At 58.1% G+C, this 18,565-nt stretch carries 18 protein-coding genes; 5 read left to right on the top strand and 13 right to left on the bottom strand.

The genetic code is table 11. The features are described from left to right. Positions 1-53: 53 nt before the first annotated feature. The 6 genes from ACTJI7_RS16390 to livK form a co-directional block, all read right to left on the bottom strand. Positions 54-1,196, bottom strand: a complete 1,143-nt coding sequence (locus tag ACTJI7_RS16390; RefSeq protein ID WP_028013617.1) for an IS481 family transposase — start codon at positions 1,194-1,196, stop codon at positions 54-56. 149 nt (positions 1,197-1,345) lie between these two features. Beyond that, the gene (gene livF, locus ACTJI7_RS16395) at positions 1,346-2,059 is read right to left on the bottom strand and encodes a high-affinity branched-chain amino acid ABC transporter ATP-binding protein LivF (protein ID WP_008500102.1); all 714 of its coding nucleotides are present in this window, start codon (positions 2,057-2,059) and stop codon (positions 1,346-1,348) included. A 1-nt stretch (position 2,060) separates the two neighbouring features. Beyond that, the gene (gene livG / locus ACTJI7_RS16400) at positions 2,061-2,828 is read right to left on the bottom strand and encodes a high-affinity branched-chain amino acid ABC transporter ATP-binding protein LivG (RefSeq protein ID WP_028015149.1); all 768 of its coding nucleotides are present in this window, start codon (positions 2,826-2,828) and stop codon (positions 2,061-2,063) included. Beyond that, the gene (locus ACTJI7_RS16405) at positions 2,825-4,102 is read right to left on the bottom strand and encodes a high-affinity branched-chain amino acid ABC transporter permease LivM (protein WP_045631383.1); all 1,278 of its coding nucleotides are present in this window, start codon (positions 4,100-4,102) and stop codon (positions 2,825-2,827) included. The genes livG and ACTJI7_RS16405 overlap by 4 nt, the downstream gene beginning before the upstream one ends. Further along, the gene (gene livH / locus ACTJI7_RS16410; protein WP_028015147.1) at positions 4,099-5,025 is read right to left on the bottom strand and encodes a high-affinity branched-chain amino acid ABC transporter permease LivH; all 927 of its coding nucleotides are present in this window, start codon (positions 5,023-5,025) and stop codon (positions 4,099-4,101) included. Before livH ends, ACTJI7_RS16405 begins: the two co-directional genes overlap by 4 nt. 46 nt (positions 5,026-5,071) lie before the next feature. Beyond that, on the bottom strand, positions 5,072-6,181 hold the full coding sequence (gene livK / locus ACTJI7_RS16415; RefSeq protein ID WP_028015146.1) for a high-affinity branched-chain amino acid ABC transporter substrate-binding protein LivK: 1,110 nt from the start codon (positions 6,179-6,181) through the stop codon (positions 5,072-5,074). 424 nt (positions 6,182-6,605) lie between these two features. On the opposite strand from livK, the gene panM reads away from it, so the two are divergent. Continuing rightward, positions 6,606-6,989 (top strand): aspartate 1-decarboxylase autocleavage activator PanM, encoded by a 384-nt coding sequence (gene panM / locus ACTJI7_RS16420; RefSeq protein ID WP_045631384.1) that lies wholly within the window; start codon positions 6,606-6,608, stop codon positions 6,987-6,989. Between the two features lie 177 nt (positions 6,990-7,166). Here the strand turns inward: panM and livJ are convergent, their stop codons facing one another. From livJ to ftsY, 6 genes are all read right to left on the bottom strand, one after another. After that, positions 7,167-8,267, bottom strand: coding sequence for a branched chain amino acid ABC transporter substrate-binding protein LivJ (livJ, locus tag ACTJI7_RS16425; protein ID WP_072201786.1), 1,101 nt, complete (start codon positions 8,265-8,267; stop codon positions 7,167-7,169). Positions 8,268-8,464: 197 nt separating this feature from the next. Further along, the gene (locus tag ACTJI7_RS16430) at positions 8,465-9,730 is read right to left on the bottom strand and encodes a 4-aminobutyrate--2-oxoglutarate transaminase (RefSeq protein ID WP_440671015.1); all 1,266 of its coding nucleotides are present in this window, start codon (positions 9,728-9,730) and stop codon (positions 8,465-8,467) included. Between the two features lie 136 nt (positions 9,731-9,866). Beyond that, positions 9,867-10,724, bottom strand: coding sequence for an RNA polymerase sigma factor RpoH (rpoH, locus tag ACTJI7_RS16435; RefSeq protein WP_028015143.1), 858 nt, complete (start codon positions 10,722-10,724; stop codon positions 9,867-9,869). Between the two features lie 251 nt (positions 10,725-10,975). Continuing rightward, positions 10,976-12,031 (bottom strand): permease-like cell division protein FtsX, encoded by a 1,056-nt coding sequence (gene ftsX / locus ACTJI7_RS16440; RefSeq protein ID WP_028015142.1) that lies wholly within the window; start codon positions 12,029-12,031, stop codon positions 10,976-10,978. After that, entirely contained in the window at positions 12,018-12,689 is a 672-nt protein-coding gene (gene ftsE, locus ACTJI7_RS16445) for a cell division ATP-binding protein FtsE (protein ID WP_003861525.1), read from the bottom strand. The genes ftsX and ftsE overlap by 14 nt, the downstream gene beginning before the upstream one ends. Positions 12,690-12,691: 2 nt before the next feature. Continuing rightward, positions 12,692-14,152, bottom strand: coding sequence for a signal recognition particle-docking protein FtsY (gene ftsY / locus ACTJI7_RS16450; RefSeq protein ID WP_045631387.1), 1,461 nt, complete (start codon positions 14,150-14,152; stop codon positions 12,692-12,694). A 127-nt stretch (positions 14,153-14,279) separates the two neighbouring features. Here ftsY and rsmD point away from each other — a divergent pair, with 127 nt between their 5' ends. Both rsmD and ACTJI7_RS16460 read left to right on the top strand, forming a co-directional pair. After that, complete coding sequence (rsmD, locus tag ACTJI7_RS16455; RefSeq protein ID WP_028015140.1) at positions 14,280-14,882, top strand: 16S rRNA (guanine(966)-N(2))-methyltransferase; 603 nt, start codon at positions 14,280-14,282, stop codon at positions 14,880-14,882. Beyond that, positions 14,866-15,147 (top strand): DUF1145 family protein, encoded by a 282-nt coding sequence (locus tag ACTJI7_RS16460; RefSeq protein WP_014882110.1) that lies wholly within the window; start codon positions 14,866-14,868, stop codon positions 15,145-15,147. Before rsmD ends, ACTJI7_RS16460 begins: the two co-directional genes overlap by 17 nt. A gap of 59 nt (positions 15,148-15,206) precedes the next feature. Here the strand turns inward: ACTJI7_RS16460 and ACTJI7_RS16465 are convergent, their stop codons facing one another. Further along, positions 15,207-15,563 (bottom strand): DUF2500 domain-containing protein, encoded by a 357-nt coding sequence (locus tag ACTJI7_RS16465; protein WP_028015139.1) that lies wholly within the window; start codon positions 15,561-15,563, stop codon positions 15,207-15,209. A 129-nt stretch (positions 15,564-15,692) separates the two neighbouring features. Here ACTJI7_RS16465 and ACTJI7_RS16470 point away from each other — a divergent pair, with 129 nt between their 5' ends. Further along, positions 15,693-16,319 (top strand): lysoplasmalogenase, encoded by a 627-nt coding sequence (locus tag ACTJI7_RS16470; RefSeq protein WP_028015138.1) that lies wholly within the window; start codon positions 15,693-15,695, stop codon positions 16,317-16,319. Positions 16,320-16,395: 76 nt separating this feature from the next. Then, the coding region (gene zntA, locus ACTJI7_RS16475; RefSeq protein WP_348574778.1) for a Zn(II)/Cd(II)/Pb(II) translocating P-type ATPase ZntA at positions 16,396-18,565 on the top strand (2,170 nt) is incomplete at its 3' end.

Below are 18,565 nucleotides of genomic sequence, written 5' to 3' on the forward strand. Positions count from 1 at the left end.
TGTACAGTCCGGGGACATGGTAGACAGGTGTTCGGGGACATGGTGAACACTTTTTAACATCCTTTACCCATGGTGATCGACTTTTTCTTCAGGTCGATCACCCCCACTTTCGTGCTGTACCACCACACTTCATAGCAGCCGTCATCCTGCGTCTCCCTCAGCCCGACCCGTTCTCCCCTGAACGCCTTGCCTGCGCTCAGACTGACACCCTGTATGCTCAGCTTTCCGCTGACATCCACTTTCCTGACCTTCACCCCTTCATCGTACTCAGGTGGCGTTACGCTGCCGCTGTACTGCCGGGCAGACGGCTGATAACGCGAGGCCGGTACCGCCATATCCAGCGCCTCGTGCGGGCGTTCAAGGTTGTACACCGTGCGCCAGTGATCGAAAGCGCGTTGCAGCTCTCCGCTGTCCGCGAACCATTTTCCCTGCAGCACTTCCGCCTTCAGGCTGCGGTGAAAACGCTCCAGCTTGCCCTGCGTCTGCGGATGATAAGGCCGGGAGTGCCCCACCCGGATACCGTGGCGCATCAGCCACAGCTCCAGCGCCGTCCAGGTGCCGGTGGTGTCGCCCCACGGTGAGCCGTTGTCCATCGTCATCCTGTCCGGCAGGCCGTAGCGTTCAAACGCGCTGACCAGCTGCTGCTGCACGGTCTCGCGCCGTTCATCGGTACAGTGCGCCAGGCACAGGGAAAAACGGGAGTGGTCGTCCAGCAGGGTGAGCGGATGGCAGCGGCCACCGCCAAAGGGAAAGTGGCCCTTAAAATCCATCTGCCAGAGCCGGTTCGGCGCGTCATGTTCGAAGCGTCCCGTAGCCGGAACGCCCGGTGATGCGCCCGGCAGCAGACCGTGACGGGCCATCAGATTATGGACGGTGCTGAAGGCGGGCATACGGTGCCCCTGGTCTTCAAGCCAGCGCTTAATCTTGCGGGCGCCCCAGCGTTGATGACGGTCATGCGCCATGCGCAGCAGGGCCGTGATGTCGTCAGATGAGCGGTTCGGGGAATGATGAGGTGCGCGGGAGCGGTCCTGAAGACCGGAGGCACCTTCCTCAGCCCAGCGCTGAAGCCACTTGTAGCCGGTGGCAGGAGAAATGCCGAACTGACGGCAGAGGAAACGGATGTTCGCCCCGTCCTGCGAGGCGAACAGCACAAACTCGGTACGTAATGACATGGTATCTCTCGCATCCCAGGGCATAAGTGACTCCATAAACGGGTTCTTATGCCTCAGTTGTAAGTGTCTACCATGTCCCCGAACAAGTGTTCACTATGTCCCCGGACCGTACACCCTGTGGGAGAGGGAGAAAACACTAAAAAAGGCAACTTGCGTTGCCTTTTTGCTTTTACCTATCCGCCTAAATACGCGCTCCGCACCGCTTCGTTCGCCAGCAGCGCGTCGCCAGTGTCTTCCAGCACCACGCGGCCGTTCTCCAGCACGTAGCCACGGTCAGCGAGCTTCAGCGCCTGGTTGGCGTTCTGCTCGACGAGGAAGATGGTCATCCCCTCTTTGCGCAGCTGTTCGATGGTGTCGAAGATCTGCTGGATGATGATCGGTGCCAGACCGAGCGACGGTTCATCCAGAAGCAGCAGACGCGGCTGGCTCATCAGCGCGCGGCCAATCGCCAGCATCTGCTGTTCACCGCCGGACATGGTGCCCGCACGCTGGATGCGGCGCTCCCACAGGCGCGGGAAGAGTTCGTACACCCACTTGATGCGGGTCTGGTATTCATCGCGGTGAGCGAAGAACCCGCCCATCGCCAGGTTCTCTTCCACCGTCATGCGGGAGAAGACGCGGCGCCCTTCCGGGACAATCGCCACCGCCTCACGCATGATTCTGGCGGTCTGCCAGTCGGTAATGTCTTTACCATCGAACACAATCCGCCCGCTGGTGGCGCGCGGGTCGCCGCACAGGGTGCCGAGCAGCGTAGTTTTACCCGCGCCGTTGGCGCCAATCAGGGTGACGATTTCACCCTGATTGATGTGCAGGCTGACGTCGTGCAGCGCCTGGATCTTGCCGTAGTGCGCATTGACCTTGTCGAACGTTAACATCGCTTTTTCCATCTTATGCCTCACCAAGGTATGCGCGGATCACGTCCGGGTTGTTGCGGATCTCTTCCGGCGTGCCGTTTGCCAGCGGCGTGCCCTGGTTTACCACGTAGATACGGTCCGATATGCCCATCACCAGCTTCATGTCGTGCTCAATCAGCAGGATGGTGGTATCGTGATGATCGCGCAACTCGGCAATCAGCTCGTCCAGCTCTTTGGTCTCTTTCGGGTTGAGGCCCGCCGCCGGTTCGTCGAGCATCAGGATCTCCGGCTGCGTCACCATGCAGCGCACAATCTCCAGTCGACGCTGGTCGCCATAGGCCAGGTTGCTCGCCTGACGGTTGGCGTGCTGGAGCAGGCCGATACGGTCGAGCCAGGTGGCGGCACGATCGAGCGCCTCCTCCTGCGCGCGGCGGAAGGCCGGGGTTTTCAGCAGGCCGGAGAACAGGCCGGTTTTCAGCTGCTGATGCTGCGCCACCAGCAGGTTCTCAATCACCGTCATCTCGCGGAACAAACGCACGTGCTGGAAGGTACGCACCACGCCCATGCGGGCAATCTGCTGGCCCGGCAGCCCTTCCAGGTGCTGGTCGCGCAGCATGATGGTGCCGCCCGTCGGCTTGTAGAAGCCGGTCAGACAGTTAAAGACCGTGGTTTTCCCCGCGCCGTTCGGGCCAATCAGGGAGACGATCTCTTTTTTATGCAGGTCCAGGTTCACGTTGTTGACCGCCAGCAGGCCGCCAAAACGCATCATCAGACCGTTTACGGATAATAATGGCTGACTCATGCCTGCTCTCCTTTCGCTTCCACATTCTTAAGCTTCAGCTGTGGACGCGTCATCGGCAGCAGACCCTGCGGACGCCAGATCATCATCAGCACCATCAAACCACCCAGCATCAGCATGCTGTATTCGTTAAAGTCGCGCATCAGCTCGCGAGAGACCACCAGCAGGATGGCCGCGAGGATAACGGCGAACTGCGAGCCCATCCCGCCGAGTACCACAATCGCCAGCACAAAGGCCGATTCGGCAAAGGTGAACGACTCGGGGCTGACGAAGCCCTGACGCGCGGCGAACAGCGTGCCGGCGAAACCGGCAAACGCGGCGCTGATGGTGAACGCGGTCAGCTTGATGCGGGTCGGGTTCAGGCCCAGAGAGCGGCAGGCGATCTCATCTTCGCGCAGCGCTTCCCACGCTCGGCCCAGCGGCATGCGCAGCAGGCGGTTGATCACGAACAGGGTGATGACCACCAGCAGCAGCGCCACCAGGTAGAGCCAGATCACGCGGTCGGACGGGTCATATTTGATGCCAAAGAAGTTGCTGAAGGTATCCCAGCCGCCTTCGCGGGCGGTACGGCTGAACTCCAGGCCGAAGAAGGTCGGCTTCGGGATCTGGCTGATGCCGTTCGGGCCGCCGGTCACTTCGGTGTTGTTGAGCAGCAGGATACGGACGATTTCACCGAAGCCTAAGGTCACAATCGCCAGGTAGTCACCGCGCAGGCGCAGCACCGGGAAGCCGAGCAGGAAGCCTGCGGCGGCAGAGACCAGCCCCGCCAGCGGCAGGCAGGTCCAGAAGCCCAGGCCGTAATAGTGGTTCAGCAGCGCGAAGGTGTACGCGCCGATAGCGTAGAAACCGCCGTAGCCCAGCACCAGCAGGCCGGACAGTCCCACCACCACGTTCAGACCGAGGCCGAGGATCACATAAATCATGGTCAGGGTGGCGATGTCCACCGTGCCGCGCGACACCATAAACGGCCACGCCACGGCAGCCACCAGCAGCGCCACGAGGAACAGCTTCTGTTTTACCGTTGTACCGTCGATCGCCGGCAGGACGAATTTCGGTCCGGAGACATTTTTCAGCGTTTTCTGGAACAGCGGGCGCAGCAGCTGGAACAGGAACACCACGGCGGTGCCGATAAAGACCCACTGCCAGCGAATATCAGCTGCAGTATCGACAACGAGTTTGGTGCCATTCAGCTCAAGCTGGACGCCCATAAAGACGCTGGCCAGCACGAAGAACATGGCGGCAGAGAGCAGCGCCATTGCAAAATGCATCGGTTTCATACTTTCTCTACCTCCGGACGGCCCAGAATACCGGTAGGCATCACCAGCAGAACCAGAATCAGCAGGGCAAACGACACCACGTCTTTATATTCGGTGCTCAGATACGCCGAGGAGAGCGCTTCCGCCACGCCCAGGATCAGGCCGCCAATCATCGCGCCCGGAATGCTGCCGATGCCGCCCAGTACCGCCGCGGTGAAGGCTTTCATCCCGGCCATAAAGCCGATGTACGGGTTAATTACGCCGTAGAACTGGCCGAGCAGCACGCCAGCTACCGCCGCCATCGCCGCGCCAATCACGAAGGTCAGGGCGATTACGCGGTCGGTGTTGATGCCGAGCAGGCTCGCCATCTTCAGGTCTTCCGCGCACGCGCGGCAGGCGCGTCCCATGCGGGAGTAGCGGATGAACAGGGTCAGGGCGAGCATGGCGACAAAGGTCACGACCCAGATCACCAGCTGCATCGTGGTAATAGAGGCAGAGAAGTTTTCGCTGGCCCCCACAATCCACTGGCCGTTAAACAGGCTTGGCAGCGCCACGTCGCGCGAACCTTCGGTCAGGCTGACGTAGTTTTGCAGGAAGATCGACATCCCGATCGCGGAAATCAGCGCAATAAGACGCTTGGAGCTGCGCACCGGCCGGTAGGCCACGCGTTCGATGCTCCAGCCGTAGGCGCTGGCGATCACGATCGCGCCAACAAACCCGGCGGCAACCAGCAGCCAGCTGCTGTCGATGCCCATCATCATCAGCGCGGCGATAATCATAAAGGAGACGTAGCTACCGATCATGTACACCTCGCCGTGGGCGAAGTTGATCATGCCGATAATGCCGTAAACCATCGTATAGCCGATGGCGATCAGCGCGTAGGTGCTTCCCAGCGTGACGCCGTTAAACATCTGCTGCAAAAAGTAGAGAAACTGCTCGGACATATGCAAACCTTTTTAAACCCGCCCGGTGAGCCGGGCGGTGGGATAATTATTTGGCGACCGAGGACGAACCGTCGGCGTGCCACTTAAAGACACCAAACTCAAATCCCTTCAGATCGCCTTTCTCATCCCAGTTCAGCGGCCCAATCACGGTGTTCGCCCCGTGTGCTTTTAAATCTTTCACCAGATCCAGCGGCTCTTTGCTGCCGGTACGCTCCAGCGCGGTTGCCAGAGACTGCACAGCCGCGTAGGTGATCCAGACGTATGGACCACTCGGATCTTTCTTCTGCGCCTTGAGCGCATCCACGATAGCCTTGTTGGCCGGATCCTGGTCATAGCGTTTTGGCATCGTCACCAGCATGCCTTCGGCAGAATCCCCTGCGATGTTTGACAGGGAGGCGTTGCCCACGCCCTCTGGCCCCATAAACTGGGTTTTCAGACCGGTGGCGCGCGCCTGGCGCAGCATCTGGCCCATTTCCGGGTAGTAGCCGCCGTAGTAGACGAAGTCGATGTTCTCTTTTTGCAGACGGGCGATCAGCGCGGAGAAGTCTTTTTCGCCTGCGGTAATGCCGTCGAAGAAGACGATGTTAGCGCCGCCTTTTTTCAGGCCGTCCTGCACGGAGCGCGCCAGGCCTTCGCCGTACTGCTGCTTGTCATGAATGATGGCGATACGCTGTGGCTTAACGGTCTCGAGGATGTATTTGGCCGCGGTTGGCCCCTGGGAGGAGTCCAGACCGGCGGTACGCATGATGTGCTGGTAGCCGCGCTGGGTCAGCTCCGGGTTGGTGGCGCCCGGAGTGATCATCAGAATACCTTCGTCTTCGTAGATGTCAGACGCGGGCTGGGTGGAGGATGAGCACAGGTGGCCGATGACGTACTGAATCCCGTCGTTGACGATTTTGTTGGCGACCGCAACGGCCTGTTTCGGATCGCAGGCGTCGTCATACTCCACGCCTACCAGCTTGTCGCCCTTGATGCCGCCTTTGGCGTTGATGTCTTTGATGGCCTGACGCGCGCCGTTAAACTCCATGTCACCCCACTGGGCAACAGGGCCGGACATCGCACCGACTACCGCAACTTTAATCTCTTCCGCCATGGCCGCATGCGAGATCGCCAGTGCAACCATTCCCGCGATAAATGTCTTCGCGTTCCTTTTCATCTCAGAATCCCCATTCGTGATGTCGTGTTTATATTTTGTTTTATTATGGTTAAAAAGCATTCTGTACTTTTAATGAACAACGCTATTTTTACCAGTGCCTTTAATGGTTTAGCGCAGTTTTTTGTCAAAAACCAGACTAAAATCTCTATTTTTCAGGCGATTAAGGAAAGATAATATTCTGAAATCAGGCAGAGATAAACAAATAAAAGTGCAGTTTGCAGCATAAAATAACGGTACAAAGCGCCGAATAAATCGCTGCCATTCAGGTTAAAATTCTGCTTATTTTTCGATCCATGTGTTTTCACACTGCCCATTGCATTGCTAAAAAACTAATCACCTGGTTAATGAGAATAAAAAGAGGAAGCCGCTGAGTGAATAAATTGAGTACACTGCCTCTACTCAATTTGATTTGGACAAGCTGCTAATGAAACTGACTATCGTGCGTCTGGTGACCTTTAGCGACCAGGATCATATCGACCTGGGCAAGATCTGGCCGGAATATTCCCCTTCGTCGCTGCATGTCGACGAGAACCATCGCATTTATGCCGCGCGCTTCAACGAGCGCCTGCTGGCCGCGGTTCGCGTGACCCTGAGCGGCACGGAGGGAGCGCTGGACTCGCTGCGCGTGCGTGACGTGACCCGTCGTCGCGGTGTGGGACAGTATTTAATTGAAGAAGTGATCCGCGAAAACCCGAACGTAAACTCATGGTGGATGGCCGACGTGGGCGTGGAAGACCGCGGCGTGATGGCAGCGTTTATGCAGGCGTTAGGGTTTACGGCGCAGGAGAGCGGGTGGGAGAAGCGCTAAAAGAAAGCCGGGTGGCGGCTGCGCCTTACCCGGCCTACAATTTCTACCGCATTTTCCCAAGCATTTCGTGTTGCAGGAAGGCGGCAAGTTATGAAATCCCCGGGAGCTTACATAAGTAAGTGACCGGGGTTGAATAACGCAGCCAACGCACCTGCGGCGCGAAAGGCGACGGGAAAATTATTTGGCGTCAGTTGCCGTTCCGTTCGCATGCCAGTCAAACACGCCGAACTCAAAGCCCTTCAGATCGCCTTTTGCGTCCCAGGAGAGCGGCCCCATCACGGTTTCCACCGTGTTGGCTTTCAGCCAGGTGGCAATCTCAGCCGGATCGGCTGACTGATTCAGACCTGCCTGCAGAGACTGCAGCGCTGCGTAGGTGGTCCAGACGAACGCGCCGCTTGGATCCTGCTTCTTCGCCTTGATGGCATCTACGATAGGTTTGTTCGCTGGCACCTGGTCGTAGTTCTTCGGCTTGGTCACCAGCAGACCTTCGGCAGATTCACCCGCGATGTTAGACAGGGAAACGTTCGCCACGCCTTCCGGGCCCATGAACTGGGTTTTCAGACCCGCCGCGCGCGCCTGGCGCAGGATCTGGCCCATTTCCGGGTGGTAGCCGCCGTAGTAAACGAAATCGATATTCTCTTTCTTCAGACGCGCCACCAGGGTGGAGAAGTCTTTCTCGCCGGCGGTGATCCCGTCAAAGAAGACCACGTTGGCGTTGCCTTTTTTCAGACCGTCCTGCACCGCACGGGCCAGACCTTCACCATACTGCTGTTTGTCGTGAACAATCGCGATACGCTGCGGCTTCACTTTTTCCAGAATGTACTTAGCCGCCGTTGGGCCCTGATCGGAGTCCAGGCCGGTGGTACGCAGAGTCAGCTTGTAACCGCGCGCGGTCAGCTCCGGTGCGGTCGCAGCCGGGGTGATCATCAGAATACCTTCGTCTTCGTAGATGTCAGACGCGGGCTGAGTAGAAGAGGAGCACAGGTGACCGATAACGTATTTGATGCCGTCGTTGACCACTTTGTTCGCCACCGCGACCGCTTGCTTCGGGTCACAGGCATCGTCGTATTTTACGATCTGCAGTTTTTCGCCCTTGATGCCACCCTTAGCATTAATGTCTGCAACCGCCTGTTCTGCGCCCGTAAATTCCTGGTCGCCGTACTGTGCTACCGGACCGGACATTGCGCCCACCACGGCCACTTTAATATCTGCCTGCGCCATGGTGCTGAATGCCAACGCGATACATCCTGCCAGTAACGCTTTACCCTTCATGTTCATCCTGAGATTCCCCATTATTATGGTTATTACGATTGTTGTGATGTTGTTGTGCAGCGCTTTATTTCAGTTATTGGTGTGCTGTTCGCGCTTTTTCAGCATACTCTGCTAAAACATACCCCATTTTTATGATTTTGGAATAGCTAATTTGAAATGAATATATGATAAGCCCGACAGGATTTACCGCCGGGGTGGTGGCTTTAACGTGTCAGCGACGCGGAGATAATGTCCAGCGCTTTGCGGAACTGCGCTTCGGGGATGGTAAGCGGATAAAGGAAGCGGATCACGTTGCCGTAAACGCCGCAGCTCAGGAGCAGCAGCCCTTCGTTCAACGCGCGCTCCTGCACCTGACGGGTAAATTCCGGCGACGGTTGCCCAGATTGCGGATCGTTAAACTCTACCGCGACCATCGAGCCCTGGGCACGGATGTCGGCGATGAACGGGCAGTTTTCCTTCGCTTTGTTGAGCGCTTCTACCAGATGATGGCCGAGATGCGCCGAGCGCGTGCAGAGATCTTCCTCGTCAATCACGTCCAGCACCGCGTGCGCCGCGGCAATCGCCAGCGGGTTACCTGCGTAGGTACCGCCCAGACCGCCAGGTGCAGGCGCGTCCATCACCTCGGCGCGGCCCGATATCGCTGAGAGCGGCATCCCGCCCGCGAGGCTTTTTGCCATGGTGATCAGGTCCGGCTTCACGCAGTGGTGTTCCATCGAGAACAGCTTGCCGGTGCGGGCGAAGCCGCTTTGCACCTCGTCGGCAATCAGCAAAATTCCGTGGGTATCGCACAGGGCGCGCAGCGCCTGCATAAAATCAGCGGACGCAATGTTGAACCCGCCCTCCCCCTGAACCGGTTCGAGAATAATGGCCGCCACCTGGTCTGGGGCGATATCCGCCTTAAAGATGCGCTCCAGGCTTTTTAATGCTTCCGCCGTGCTGATGCCGTGCAGATCGTCAGGGAATTGAGCGTGGTATACCGAACCGGGGAACGGGCCAAAACCCAGCTTGTACGGCGCGACTTTACCGGTCAGCGCCATGGTCATAAAGGTGCGCCCGTGGAACGCGCCGCCGAAGGTGATAAGGCCGGGGCGTCTGGTATACGCGCGGGCAATTTTGACCGCGTTTTCGACCGCTTCAGCACCCGTCGAGAAGAAGGCGGTTTTGGCCGGGCCGTCAATCGGCACGCGCTGGTTGATGCGCTCGGCAAGCGCCACATAGCCCTCATACGGCACAATCTGGTAGGCCGTGTGGGTAAAAGCGTGGAGTTGTTTTTCGATAGCGGAGATAACTTTGGGATGGCGATGGCCAGTATTCAGCACCGCGATCCCGGCGGCGAAATCGATGTACTCATTGCCTTCCACGTCCCACACCGTGGCGTTTTCGGCTTTATCAGCATAGAAGTTACACATCACGCCGATGCCGCGCGGCGTCGCCTGTAAACGCCGGTCATTCAGTTCGTTATTTTTCACCCTGACCCCCTGAGAAAATCGCCTGCTTAGCGCATCAGTAAGTGTTTGCCAGGGGGGAGAAATTCGCCAGAGCGGGCGCTAAAAAAACAAAACCCCCGAATTTGCATTCGAGGGCTCTCGGTGTACTTCGCGGTAATTACGCTTCGATAGCGGCGCGAAGTTTTTTCATGGCGTTCTTTTCAAGCTGACGGACACGTTCCGCAGAAACGCCGTAGCGGTCGGCCAGCTCCTGCAGCGTGGACTTGTTGTCTTCGTCCAGCCAGCGGGCGCGGATAATGTCCTGGCTACGCTCGTCGAGGCCTTCCATCGCATGGGTCAGCTTGTTCGCGGCCTGATCTTCCCAGTTGTCCTCTTCAATGCCGTCGGCAAAGTTAGAGGTTTTATCCTGCAGATACAGAACCGGTGCCATCGGCTGGCTGTCAGATGCGTCGTCGTCGGAGGACATATCAAAGGTCATGTCCTGCGCGGCCATACGGGATTCCATCTCACGGACGTCTTTGCTGGATACACCCAGCTCGCGCGCCACCATTTCCACTTCATCCTGATTGAACCAGCCCAGACGCTGCTTGGTTTTACGCAGGTTGAAGAACAGCTTACGTTGCGCTTTTGTCGTGGCGACTTTCACGATACGCCAGTTGCGCAGCACGTATTCATGAATTTCTGCTTTGATCCAGTGTACGGCGAAGGAGACCAGTCGCACGCCCACTTCCGGGTTAAAGCGACGTACAGCCTTCATCAGGCCGATGTTACCTTCCTGAATCAAGTCCGCCTGCGGCAGGCCATAGCCCGCATAGTTACGAGCAATGTGAACAACAAAGCGCAGGTGAGACAGGATCAGCTTTTTCGCTGCTTCCAGATCGCCCTGGTAATGCAGCTTTTCAGCAAGCTCCTTTTCTTCCTCGGCCGTTAACATCGGCCAGGTGTTCGCAGCCCGGATGTAAGATTCCAGGTTACCAACAGGGGCTAAAGCTAAAGTTTGCATTTCTTTGGTCATTCATTCCTCTCAATGTTTCTTCTGGTCCAGGCTGTCCCCGTCAGGCAACAACCATGCCAAAGCGTTTGAGCAACGAGATTAGCATTCACTCTTTTATCAGACAGTGATTTTATCCACAAGTTCCAGGTGCAACGGTGAATAAATTACGCACAAAATGTGACATGGAGATGATAACAGGGGAAGAGACAACAGGGACGCTTTCCCTGCAGAGCGAACATCTCGGTGCAGGGAAAGATTATATCACGCTTTTATTAGTCGGGAGTAAAGTGGCGTAAATGTTGAACCGTTGCCAGCCATGCGGCAATCCAGCCGATCATGGAGCAGACCAACAGCAAAAGCAGGCACTCATCGAAGCCTAAGCCACTGATATCAAACTTAGTTCCGAAAACCTGCGCCACTTCTGTGACGGCAGACGAAAGCCGCATCACCAAAATTTCTGACAATATCAGTGAAAGAAATGCGCCGGAGAAACCGAGCAGTGCGCCACCGTAGAGGAACGGACGCAGGATGAAACCATCCGTTGCGCCAATCAGTTTTTGCACGTTGATGGTATCGCGACGCGCAAAGATGCTCAGACGCACGCTGTTACCGATGACGAGGAACACCGCCGCCACCATTAGCACGCCGATCATCGCCGACACGCGCCCCACCAGCCCGGTCAGCGCCGCAAGACGGGCAAACCAGCTGTCGTCCATGCGCACTTCATCAATCCCGTTGATGCGTGTGATGCGGTCGCGCAGGGTATTCAGCGAATCGGTACCCTGGAAATCCAGCTTCGGGATCACCACCGCCACGGCGGGCAGCGGGTTCTCTTCCAGCATGTCCAGCGCGCCGCCAAAGCCTGACCAGTTACGGAACTCGCCCAACGCTTCTTCACGGGAGAGATAATTCACCTTCTCCACGCCCTGCTCGGCCTGGATTTGCCCGACCACCTGCGCCGCCGCGTTATCGTCGAGCGCTTTATCCAGATAAACGGTGATCTGCGGTGACGGGTAATACTGCGACGCCGCCTGGTTGACGTTCTTATAGACCATGTAGCAGACGCTTGGCAGCGTCAGGGAGATGGCAATCACCATCACCGTCAGGAACGTCGCCAGCGGTTTGCTTTTCAGGTCCTGCAGCGCGCCGTGGAAGGCGTAGCGCACCTGTTCGTTAAACACGTTGGTCTTGCGGGAGGCCGGTTTCGGCGCCGCTTTCTGGCGCTTAGGCGCATTACGATTGCCGTCACCGCCGCCCTGCGGCTTACGGAAACGGTCGAACCGGTTCCCGAACTGCCGAATCTGGTTCATTGCATCACGCTTGTTCACCGTGGCCTCCGTGCAAATGCCCGTCGCTCAGGGTCAGCATGCGGTACGAACGACGGGAAATCAGTCCCATGTCGTGCGTCGCCATCAGTACCGTTACCCCTACGCGGTTGAATTCCTCAAACAGACGCAAAATCCCTTCGGACAGGGCATCGTCCAGGTTACCGGTCGGTTCATCCGCCAGCAGTACGGCAGGCTTGTTCACCACCGCGCGGGCGATGCCCACGCGCTGCTGTTCACCGCCGGAAAGCTGGATCGGGAAGTTCTTCGCTTTGTCCAGCAGCCCGACCTTGTCCAGCGCCGCAGAGACGCGACGGCGGATATCGTCATAGCTGGCGCCGGCAATAATCAGCGGGATCGCCACGTTATCGAAAACGGTGCGATCCATCAGCAGGTGGTGATCCTGGAAAATCATGCCGATCTGACGACGCAGAAACGGCACTTCACGGTTTTTCAGACGGCTAATTTCGTGGCCGCTGAACCAGATTTTCCCGGCGCTTGGCCGTTCGATCCCACAGATAAGCTTGAGCAGGGTACTTTTCCCCGCGCCGGAATGGCCGGTCAGGAATGCCATCTCGCCTGGCTGCAGGTGGAACGTCACCCCCTGCAGCGCTTGTCTCCCACCGAGATAGGCCTTGCTGACGTGTTCAAAGCGAATCATTGTTAGTCCTCTCGGGCAAATAATGCCTCAATAAAGTCGTCCGCCTTAAACGGACGCAAATCCTCAATACGCTCGCCCACACCGATGTAGCGGATAGGAATGCCGAACTGGTCGGCCACGGAGAAGATCACCCCGCCTTTCGCGGTGCCGTCCAGTTTGGTCAGCGTGATCCCCGTCAGTCCTACCGCTTCATGGAACAGTTTTGCCTGGCTAATGGCGTTCTGCCCGGTGCTGGCGTCGATAGTCAGCATAATTTCATGCGGTGCATCTTCGTCCAGCTTCTTCATGACGCGGACGATTTTCTTCAGCTCTTCCATCAGGTGCGATTTGTTTTGCAAACGCCCTGCGGTGTCGGCAATCAGCACGTCCACGTTGCGCGACTTCGCCGCCTGGATGGCATCGAAAATCACGGATGCGGAATCTGCGCCGGTGTGCTGGGCAATCACCGGAATGTTGTTGCGCTGGCCCCACACCTGGAGCTGCTCAACCGCTGCCGCACGGAAGGTATCGCCCGCCGCCAGCATCACCGATTTGCCCTGCTGCTCAAACTGGCGCGCCAGCTTGCCGATGGTGGTGGTTTTACCCACGCCGTTAACGCCAACCATCAGAATAACAAATGGCGTTTTGCCTTCAATATTAAGCGGTTCGTCAACTTTTGCGAGAATTTCACCCATCTCGTCTTTCAGCAGGCCGTACAGCGCCTCGGCGTCGCGCAGCTGTTTGCGGCTCGCCCCTTCGGTCAGGTTGGCGATGATCTTACGGGTAGTTTCCACGCCCACGTCCGCAATCAGCAGCTGCTCTTCCAGCTCTTCAAACAGATCGTCGTCGATCTTCTTGCCGCGGAAAAGACTGATAAATCCGGAACCTAAGTTTTCTTTGGTTTTGAGCAGGCTGCGCTTCAGGCGCGCGAAGAAACCTTCTTTGGTCGGTTTTTCCTGCTCCTGAACGATCTCTTCTTCGGCCTGCTCTTCCACCGGCACGACGATTACCGCTTCTTCAGCCGCTTCCGCCGCCAACGCCTGAGCTTCCAGCTCTTCGTCGGTCAGCTCTGGCTCAAGTGCCGCCTCTTCTTCCACCGCCTCAACGATTTCAACGGTTTCCGCTTCAGCCTGCCACTCTTCGGCAGAAACCTCTTCAGCTTTAACCTCTTCGGGCAGCGGCAGCGCTTCGTGTTCGATAGCGGCCTGCGGCGCTTCGGTAAGGGTTTCTACGATAACCGGCTCTGGCTTCTCGCTCTCCTGAACCTGCTCAGTGACCTCAACCACCTCTTCAGCAAAGGATTCAATCTCTTCTTTGCTGTGCGCTGGTTCTTCCGCTTCGACAACCGCAGCGGTTTCGACAGGCGTTTCAGGCTGTGACTGCTCTTCTACAACCTGTTGCTCTTCGGTTTTCTGTTCTGTTTCTTGCTCTTTTTCACCGAAACCCAACCAGGAAAAGAAGCCACGTTTTTTTTGTTTTGCCATCTGCGACTACACTCCTCGCGGCGCTATATACAGGGAAGCTAAAAAAATGATGAAATAGTCTAACACTTTACTTAATTGACATCACCGCCCGCAATCGCAGGGCTATGGTTAACAGAGCTTTCCAGAGATGAAGAAACCCACCCGCGCCCCGGCCGGTCAAATTCGCATTATCGGCGGCCAGTGGCGAGGCCGGAAATTACCGGTGCCGGACAGCCCCGGTTTACGCCCTACAACCGACCGCGTTCGCGAGACGCTGTTTAACTGGCTTGCCCCATCAATGGTAGACGCCCACTGCCTGGACTGCTTCGCCGGAAGCGGTGCCTTAGGGCTGGAAGCGCTGTCGCGCTACGCCGCCAGCGCCACGCTGCTGGAGATGGAGCGCGGCGTTGCGCAGACGCTGCAGCAAAATCTGGCGACGCTGAAGGCGACGAACGCGAAAGTGGTCAACACCAATACGCTGAGCTTCCTCGCGCAGCAGGGTACGCCGCATAATGTGGTCTTTGTCGACCCGCCGTTCCGCAAGGGGTTGCTGGAAGAGACGTTATCCCTGCTGGAGCACAATGGCTGGCTGGCGGATGACGCGCTGATTTATGTAGAAAGCGAAGTGGAAAACGGCCTGCCACCCGTTCCCGTTCACTGGGATCTGCACCGCGAGAAGGTCGCAGGCCAGGTGGCTTATCGTCTGTATCACCGTCAGGCACAAGGAGGATCCGATGCCGGTACTGATTAACCTGGGACGCTTGCTGATGCTGGGCGTCTGGGCATTTTTGATTTTGAATCTGGTGCACCCGTTCCCGCGCCCGTTGAACATCTTTGTTAACGTGGCGCTGATTTTCACCTCGTTCATGCACGCCCTGCAGATGGTGATGCTGAAAAACGGCCTGCCGAAAGATGGCCCGCCGATGACCGGCTGGCAGCAGCTGCGGGTGTTTATTTTCGGCGTGTTTGAACTGCTGGTGTGGATGAAGAAGTTTAAGGCGCAGGTGAAGAAGTAAGGTGCGGTGTGATGCCCTCACCCTAACCCTCTCCCACGGGAGAGGGGACCGATCGCGCATTATTCAGCCCTAAAACCTACAAAACGCGACCCTTTATAGCTCAGCGTGCCTTTCTCTCCCACCGTCAGTTGATGGTACTGCTGCGCCTCCAGGCGGAAGGTCATCTCCAGACCGCCGGTTTCCGGCTTAAAGCTGGCTTCATAGCGCATGCCGGTGCCCGCAGGCGTCACCTGCTGCTGGCGAGAGCGGCGGTCGTTAAGCGGTTTCTCGCGTTTGTTCGCCACCACTACGCGCTTTTGCATCAGCGGCGCGGCGTCGTTGTCCGCCTTTTCGCGGCGCTGCTGCACGAAGCGAAACGAGGCGGCAATGACGATAATCGCCACCACGATAATGAAAAACAGCGGCATCTTGCTCATTGAAACATCCCATCAGATTATGCGGAATTCAGGATACCTCGCCTGCCCCGGCATTGCCAAACGCCCGCTCGCGTCACTACACTGGATCAGAAACTGATTATTCAGCCTCAACAGTTACAGGGAGTTAATATGCTTTGGTCATTTATCGCTGTCTGTTTTTCCGCATGGCTTTATGTCGATGCGTCCTATCGCGGTCCAGCCTGGCAGCGCTGGTTGTTTAAACCCGTCACGCTGCTGTTGCTTCTGCTGCTCGCCTGGCAGGCTCCGATGTTTAACGCCATCAGCTATCTGGTGCTCGCCGGGCTGTGTGCCTCCCTGATTGGTGATGCCTTAACCCTGCTGCCGCGTCAGCGCCTGCTGTATGCCGTGGGGGCATTTTTCCTCTCCCATCTGCTGTATACCATCTACTTTGCCAGCCAGATGACGCTCTCCTTCTTCTGGCCGCTGCCGCTGGTGCTGCTGGTGATTGGCGCGCTGCTGATTGCGGTGATCTGGTCGCGTCTGGAAGAGATGCGTCTGCCGGTATGCACGTTTATAGCCATGACGCTGGTGATGGTGTGGCTGGCCGGTGAACTGTGGTTCTTCCGTCCGACATCTCAGGCGATGTCCGCGTTCTTCGGCGCGGCGCTGCTGTTAATCGGCAATATCGTCTGGCTGGGCAGCCACTATCGCCGCCGCTTCCGCGCGGATAATGCGATTTCGTCCGCCTGCTACTTTGCCGGGCACTTCCTGATCGTGCGTTCATTGTATATCTAAATAACGCTTGACTCTGGAGTCGACTCCAGAGTGTATGCTGCGGTTAATGAGAAAATTATCATTACCGGAGACTGCCATGTCGACTCCAGAAATTCCAAAAAAAGTCCCACAATTCTCGGCGCTTAAGCTCAGCCCGGTTCCGCCGAAAGACGACTGCTGCTGCGAGGGCGCGTGCGAAACGCAGGTCGACGCGCTGCCTGAAAACGGTAACCGCTACAGCTGGGTCGTCAACGGTATGGACTGTGCGGCCTGCGCCCGCAAAGTGGAAAACGCGGTGAGGCAGGTACCGGGCGTGAACCACGTTCAGGTCCTGTTCGCCACCGAAAAGCTGCTGGTCAGCGCCGAAAAAGACGTCAGCAAGCAGGTTGAAGCCGCCGTCAGCAAGGCGGGCTATACCCTGCGCAGCGAAACGGCACCTGCCGAAAAAACCTCTCCCCTGAAAGAAAACCTGCCGCTCATTACCCTCATCATCATGATGGCCCTGAGCTGGGGGCTGGAACAGGTTAACCACCCATTCGGCAACCTGGCGTTTATCGCCACCACGCTGGTCGGCCTGTTCCCCATTGCCCGACAGGCGCTACGCCTGATGCGGAGCGGAAGCTGGTTTGCCATCGAAACGCTGATGAGCGTGGCGGCCATCGGCGCGCTGTTCATTGGCGCGACGGCGGAAGCGGCGATGGTGCTGCTGCTGTTCCTGATCGGCGAACGGCTTGAGGGCTGGGCAGCGAGCCGGGCGCGCAAAGGGGTGAGCGCGCTGATGGCGCTGAAGCCAGAAACCGCCACGCGGGTTAATGAAGGCAAACGTGAAACGGTCGCCATCAACACGCTGCGACCGGGCGACGTGATTGAAGTCGCCGCGGGTGGGCGTCTGCCTGCCGATGGGGCTCTCATTACCGCCACCGCGAGCTTTGACGAAAGCGCCCTGACCGGTGAATCCATTCCGGTGGAGCGTGCGGCAGGCGAAAAAGTCCCTGCCGGTGCCACCAGCGTCGACCGCCTGGTGCAGCTCAAAGTCCTGTCCGAGCCGGGCGACAGCGCCATCGACCGTATCCTGAAGCTGATTGAAGAAGCCGAGGAGCGCCGCGCGCCGGTCGAACGCTTTATTGACCGCTTCAGCCGGATTTACACCCCCGCCATCATGCTGGTCGCCCTGCTGGTCACCGTCGTTCCACCACTGTTCTTCGGCGCGCCGTGGGAGGGCTGGATTTATAAAGGGCTGACCCTGCTGCTGATCGGCTGCCCGTGCGCGCTGGTGATCTCTACGCCCGCGGCGATTACCTCGGGGCTGGCGGCGGCGGCACGTCGCGGGGCGCTGATTAAGGGCGGCGCGGCGCTGGAACAGCTGAGCCAGGTTCAGCACATCGCCTTCGATAAAACCGGCACGCTGACGGTTGGCAAGCCGCAGGTCACCGGCATCTATCCGCAGGACATCAGTGAAGACGAACTGCTGATAATAGCCGCCGCCGTTGAGCAGGGCTCCACTCACCCGCTGGCGCAGGCGATAGTGCGTGAGGCGCAGAGGCGCGGGCTGGCTATCCCTTCGGCAACCGCCCAACGGGCGCTGGTCGGGTCAGGGATTGAGGCCGTCGTCGACGGCAAAAAAGTGCTGATTGTTGCGGCGGGCGCGTTCTCTCATCCACAGGTTGAGGCGTTAGAGCAGGCCGGGCAGACGGTCGTTGCCGTGATGCAGGACGGCGTGTCGAAGGGCATGCTGGCACTGCGCGACACTCTGCGCGATGACGCCAAAGACGCCGTGGCGGCGCTGCATCAGTTGGGCGTACAGGGCGTGATCCTCACCGGCGATAACCCGCGCGCGGCGGCTGCGATTGCCGACGAGCTGGGGCTGGCGTTTAAGGCCGGATTACTGCCTGCGGACAAGGTCAGCGCGGTAACTGAACTGAACAGCCGCGCGCCGCTGGCGATGGTCGGTGACGGAATTAACGATGCCCCGGCGATAAAGGCCTCAACCATTGGCATTGCCATGGGCAGCGGCACCGACGTGGCGCTGGAGACCGCCGACGCGGCGCTGACGCACAACCGCCTGACCGGGCTGGCACAGATGATAGATCTTGCGCGGGCGACGCGCGCCAATATTCGCCAGAACATCGGCATTGCGCTGGGTCTGAAGGGGATATTTCTCGTCACCACGCTACTCGGCATGACTGGCCTGTGGCTGGCGGTGCTGGCGGATACCGGCGCGACGGTACTGGTCACGGCGAACGCGTTGAGATTATTACGGCGGAAAT

Source organism: Enterobacter sp. 22499 (genome assembly GCF_052044815.1).
Classification (GTDB): Bacteria; Pseudomonadota; Gammaproteobacteria; order Enterobacterales; family Enterobacteriaceae; genus Enterobacter; species Enterobacter bugandensis.

What these genes read in the sequence shown, in the direction of transcription:
- livH (WP_028015147.1), bottom strand. Translation starts at nt 5,025, where the DNA reads ATGTCCGAGCAGTTTCTCTACTTTTTGCAGCAGATGTTTAACGGCGTC.
- livK (WP_028015146.1), bottom strand. Translation starts at nt 6,181, where the DNA reads ATGAAAAGGAACGCGAAGACATTTATCGCGGGAATGGTTGCACTGGCG.
- ACTJI7_RS16460 (WP_014882110.1), top strand. Translation starts at nt 14,866, where the DNA reads ATGCCGGTACTGATTAACCTGGGACGCTTGCTGATGCTGGGCGTCTGG.
- livJ (WP_072201786.1), bottom strand. Translation starts at nt 8,267, where the DNA reads ATGAACATGAAGGGTAAAGCGTTACTGGCAGGATGTATCGCGTTGGCA.
- livF (WP_008500102.1), bottom strand. Translation starts at nt 2,059, where the DNA reads ATGGAAAAAGCGATGTTAACGTTCGACAAGGTCAATGCGCACTACGGC.
- ftsY (WP_045631387.1), bottom strand. Translation starts at nt 14,152, where the DNA reads ATGGCAAAACAAAAAAAACGTGGCTTCTTTTCCTGGTTGGGTTTCGGT.
- rpoH (WP_028015143.1), bottom strand. Translation starts at nt 10,724, where the DNA reads ATGACCAAAGAAATGCAAACTTTAGCTTTAGCCCCTGTTGGTAACCTG.
- ftsE (WP_003861525.1), bottom strand. Translation starts at nt 12,689, where the DNA reads ATGATTCGCTTTGAACACGTCAGCAAGGCCTATCTCGGTGGGAGACAA.
- panM (WP_045631384.1), top strand. Translation starts at nt 6,606, where the DNA reads ATGAAACTGACTATCGTGCGTCTGGTGACCTTTAGCGACCAGGATCAT.
- ACTJI7_RS16390 (WP_028013617.1), bottom strand. Translation starts at nt 1,196, where the DNA reads ATGCCCTGGGATGCGAGAGATACCATGTCATTACGTACCGAGTTTGTG.
- ACTJI7_RS16405 (WP_045631383.1), bottom strand. Translation starts at nt 4,102, where the DNA reads ATGAAACCGATGCATTTTGCAATGGCGCTGCTCTCTGCCGCCATGTTC.
- ACTJI7_RS16470 (WP_028015138.1), top strand. Translation starts at nt 15,693, where the DNA reads ATGCTTTGGTCATTTATCGCTGTCTGTTTTTCCGCATGGCTTTATGTC.
- livG (WP_028015149.1), bottom strand. Translation starts at nt 2,828, where the DNA reads ATGAGTCAGCCATTATTATCCGTAAACGGTCTGATGATGCGTTTTGGC.
- rsmD (WP_028015140.1), top strand. Translation starts at nt 14,280, where the DNA reads ATGAAGAAACCCACCCGCGCCCCGGCCGGTCAAATTCGCATTATCGGC.
- ACTJI7_RS16465 (WP_028015139.1), bottom strand. Translation starts at nt 15,563, where the DNA reads ATGAGCAAGATGCCGCTGTTTTTCATTATCGTGGTGGCGATTATCGTC.